This window comes from Streptococcus sp. GMD4S (assembly GCF_000296955.1).
Window position 1 is genome coordinate 1 of record NZ_AJRE01000116.1, and the last position, 3,427, is coordinate 3,427.

Sequence of the window (3,427 nt, forward strand, 5' to 3'; positions counted from 1 at the left end):
ATCTCTCAATTGACTTTGATTGCCCTTGGTGTCATCGGTGTTGCCCTTGCCTTCATCTACCTTAACCTTACAAAACAAGGTGGAAACGGTGGCGGCGGAGCTGCAACTTCTAACGACCCAATCGGTGATATCCTAGAAGACTACTAGAAAGGGGAACAATCATGGCTGAAAAAATTCAATTATCAAAATCAGATCGTCAAAAAGTTTGGTGGCGTTCACAATTCCTTCAAGGTTCTTGGAACTACGAACGTATGCAAAACTTGGGTTGGGCTTACTCATTGATCCCAGCTATCAAAAAATTGTACACTAAAAAAGAAGACCAAGCGGCTGCTCTTGAGCGCCACCTTGAATTCTTCAACACTCACCCATACGTCGCTGCTCCAATCATGGGGGTTACTCTTGCACTTGAAGAAGAGCGCGCTAACGGTGTTGAAATCGACGACGCGGCTATCCAAGGGGTTAAAATCGGTATGATGGGACCTCTTGCTGGTATCGGTGACCCAGTATTCTGGTTTACAGTTCGTCCTATCCTTGGAGCTCTTGGTGCATCACTTGCTGCATCTGGTAACCTTGTTGGTCCACTTCTCTTCTTCTTCGGATGGAATGCTATCCGTATGGCCTTCCTATGGTACACACAAGAGTTCGGTTACAAAGCTGGATCTGAGATCACTAAAGACATGTCTGGTGGTATCTTGAAAGACATCACTAAAGGTGCTTCTATCCTTGGTATGTTCATCCTTGCCGTTCTTGTACAACGTTGGGTATCCATCAACTTCACTATCAACCTTCCAGGCAAACAATTGTCAGAAGGTGCCTACATCAACTTCCCAGAAGGTCCTGTTACAGGAGCTGAGTTGAAGGGCATTCTTGGTCAAGCGCTTAGTGGTATGAGCCTAGATAGAGTTCAACCACAAACGCTTCAAGGTCAGTTGGACTCATTGATTCCAGGATTGATGGGACTTCTCCTTACTTTCCTTTGCATGTGGTTGCTTAAGAAAAAAGTATCTCCAATCACAATCATCCTTGCCCTCTTTGCAGTTGGTATCGCAGCTCGTTTCTTCGGTATCATGTAATCTCGGTGAGAATATATAAACAAAAAAGAATCAGGATTAAACCTGATTCTTTTTATGTATCAACTTTTTCTCCTAGTCAGATAATGAAAGCACCCAATCACCACTGCTAGTATGGCAACATAGAGTAGCTGTTTGGCTTCTAAAGGCACAAAAGCTCCCTGTAGGATAAAAGTATTGGCAAGTACACCAACAAGGGCTGCAAGGCTCAAAAACGTGAGCAAAAGCATCTTGTATCGATTAAAAGGCAAGCTGACCTTGGCAACTAGACACAGACCATTGATCAGGGCAAGGAGGAAGCAAATAAATTTGACCTGACCTGGGACAGTGATAAAGAAATTGGTCAAAAGAACACTAGCAACCAGAACGCCACCACCAATCGCCGCGTTGGTTAGGATATCTCTCATAAAGTGAGTGCTAACCTTTTCTTTATTGGACTCAAAAGTCAGGAAGAAGGATGGAATCCCAATCGTAATGGCTGAAATGATTGTAAACTGAATGGGGATAAAGGCAAATTCCAAACCAAATACCACACTCAAAATGGCAAAAACGATGGAGAAGAAGGTCTTTGTTAGAAAAAGAGAGGCTACCTTTTGGATGTTGTTAATGACCCGGCGTCCTTCCATCAAGATATCATAAAATACTGCAAAGTCATCTGTGAGAAAAACAATATTGGATACACTTTTGGCTGCACTCGTAGCCCCCTTCATGGCAAAACTAATATCTGCTTTCTTGAGAGCCAGAACATCATTGACTCCATCACCACTCATGGCAACTGTTTTACCAGCATTTTGCAAAATAGATACCATCTTTTGCTTCTGTTCAGGTGTCACACGTCCAAATATTTCGTGTTCCAAGACCACTCTTTCAAAGTCATCATCGCTCACCTTGGTCATATCAATAGCCCGCGCTTCTTCCTTAAAACCTGCCTTACGAGCCACCCCATATACAGCCACATGATTATCACCACTGATAATCTTCACTTCAACACCTTGAGATTCGAAATAGTCAAAGGTTTCCTTGGTATTGTCCTTAATCTCATCTGACAAAACGACGTGGCCTAGTAGTTCCATATTAGCTGGACTAGTAATCTGGTCCTTGCTATGAGCGAGTGTTAAGATTCGAAAACCTTGCTGTTTCAGATGCTCATAGTAGGCATCCATCGGCTGGGTAAAGCCTAGAAATTCATAGGCTCCGAAGAAATAGGTCCCACTGTCTTTTACTTGGACAAAGGAATACTTGTTTTTACTTGAAAAGGCACCAACTTCTTGAACTTCCCACTTTTTCTCACAGGTTAAGTAAGTCTTCAGAGCTCGGGAAGTTGCATTTTCATCCTCGAAATAAGCCAGATAAGAAGATAGTTTCTCTGCCACATTAGCATTCATTTCTTGGACCTTCATATTCCCCGTCGTGATAGTTCCTGTCTTATCAAAACAAAGAACATCTACTCGCGCCAAGGTCTCTACACAGTATAGTTCCTGCACTAGAACCTTCTTTTTAACCAACTTCATGGCTGCTACCGCTAGGGAGACGCTAACCAATAGAATCAAACCCTCTGGAATCATGCCGACCAAGGCACCTGAACTTCCTAAAACAATCTCAACATAAGACCGTCCTAGACTAAAACCTCTGATATAGAGCAGAATGGCAACTGGCACCAGCAAGATCGAGACGATTTTTAAAATCTTATCCATGTAATCGCGTAGTTGAGAAGGGTATTTTTTGAATTCCTTGCTGGATTTTGCGAGTTTGTTGATATAACTATCGGGTCCGACCGCCGTTGCCGTAACCAGACAAGTACCGCTAACGACATTGCTTCCGCTCATCAGCTTGTCACCTGCTGTTTTAAAGACTGAATCACTCTCACCAGTCAGCAAGGACTCATCCACTTCGATCGTTCCTTCAAGCACTTCTGCATCGACAGGTACCTGATCTCCCAGATTGAGATGCAGATATTCCCCCAGAACGATGTCTTCTGGATCAATCTCGATCGTTTGACCATCTCGATTGACCTTGTACTTACTTTTACCAAGCAAACTTAGCTTTTCCAAAGCATTTTTTGAACGCACTTCTTGGAAAATCCCGATAGCTGTATTGATAGCAATCACACCTAAAAAGAGCATGTTCTCAAATCGCAAGGTTGTGGCTACCAGAACTGCCAGAGCCAGGTTCATGGCATTAAAGAAGGTAAAGATATTTGAAACGACGATTTCCTTGGTTGTTTTGTAGGGTTTAATGTCGCTGATATTTCGTTGACGATCCTTGATGTCTTGGCTACTTAAATACTTCATTTCTACTCCGATATCCTTTTGTACTACTATAATAACACATATCTTTTTCTCTGTCACTTAAAGACT

At 42.7% G+C, this 3,427-nt stretch carries 2 protein-coding genes and 1 pseudogene; 2 read left to right on the forward strand and 1 reads right to left on the reverse strand.

The features are described 5' to 3' along the window. Window positions 1–147: pseudogene (locus GMD4S_RS07450) on the forward strand (PTS mannose/fructose/sorbose transporter subunit IIC); the annotation flags it as partial. A gap of 14 nt (window positions 148–161) precedes the next feature. Further along, window positions 162–1,073 (forward strand): PTS system mannose/fructose/sorbose family transporter subunit IID, encoded by a 912-nt coding sequence (locus GMD4S_RS07455; protein WP_000818322.1) that lies wholly within the window; start codon window positions 162–164, stop codon window positions 1,071–1,073. Between the two features lie 59 nt (window positions 1,074–1,132). On the opposite strand, the gene GMD4S_RS07460 is transcribed toward GMD4S_RS07455, so the two are convergent. Next, window positions 1,133–3,361, reverse strand: coding sequence for an HAD-IC family P-type ATPase (locus tag GMD4S_RS07460; RefSeq protein WP_000876387.1), 2,229 nt, complete (start codon window positions 3,359–3,361; stop codon window positions 1,133–1,135). Window positions 3,362–3,427: the final 66 nt, after the last annotated feature.